The sequence below is a fragment of the Cellulomonas citrea genome (genome assembly GCF_009829685.1).
GTDB lineage: Bacteria > Actinomycetota > Actinomycetes > Actinomycetales > Cellulomonadaceae > Cellulomonas > Cellulomonas citrea.
Genome location: NZ_VWSD01000321.1, coordinates 1 through 905, shown reverse-complemented (window position 1 = coordinate 905; position 905 = coordinate 1). Strand labels below are relative to the sequence as shown.

The 905-nt window shown below is 78.6% G+C and carries 2 protein-coding genes; both read right to left on the bottom strand.

What is annotated here, in order from left to right; genetic code table 11:
• Positions 1 to 210, bottom strand: a 210-nt coding sequence (locus F2B26_RS16470; RefSeq protein ID WP_159811161.1) for a hypothetical protein, incomplete at its 3' end; no start/stop codon positions are given.
• A 34-nt stretch (positions 211 to 244) separates the two neighbouring features.
• Positions 245 to 905 (bottom strand): type II secretion protein F (locus F2B26_RS16465; protein WP_235929732.1); only part of this gene is annotated, 661 nt, incomplete at its 5' end.

The following is a 905-nucleotide window of genomic DNA, read 5'->3' as shown; positions in this document are numbered from 1 at the left end:
TCTCGCCGCCACGGTCACAGCCGTCGCGGCTCGGCTGCGCGCGGGGAGCCCGCCCGACCAGGCCTGGGCGACCAGCGCGATCACCAGGGCCGTGTCCACCTCGACGACCTGCCCACGCGGCGCGGCCTCGACGACCACCGGCCTGCGCCGCCACGCCCAGGGCAGCACGACCGAGCCGAGCAGCATCCCGCTCACCCAGCCCGGGCTCATCGTCCGGCTGCCGCAGCGGCAGGGACCGCCGGCCTCATCGACCGGCGTCCTGGGCGCGCCGGACGAGCAGCGCGATCCACGCGCGACCGCACCCGAGCAGCACGAGCCCTCCGACGCCGGCCATGGTGCCGACGCCGCCGTCGGTGAGGACGGCCACCGGGTCGGCACCGACCGCCGCACCGAGCACGAGGCCGAGCACCGGCAGCCACCCGACGACACGTGCACTGGTCCGCGGCCCGGCGAGCGCAGCGCGCACCTGCGCTGCCGCCTCCGCATCGGCGACGAGGGCCTGCGCCACCAGGTCGAGCGTGGGTGCCAACGGCGCACCGAGCTCGTCGGCGACCCGGCACGCCGCCAGCACGGCGGCCACCCGACCCGACGCGCTGTCGGTCCCGGCCCACGGCCGACGACGCGGCGCCGGACCGACGAGCTGCCTGGAGGACGGCCGTCCGTCGTGCACGACGACCCCCAGCACCGTCGCCCAGGCCTGGTCGGGCGGGCTCCCCGCGCGCAGCCGAGCCGCGACGGCTGTGACCGTGGCGGCGAGATCGACCGCCCGGTGCCGCCCGCCGGGGCTCGACACCCTCACACCACCTGTCGCAGCAGGCGGTCGCGGCCCGGCACCCGCCGCGACCGCGAGCCCGACGAGGGCCCCGACCAGCCAGCTCACGGTCCGCCGACCTGCGCGACCGGCG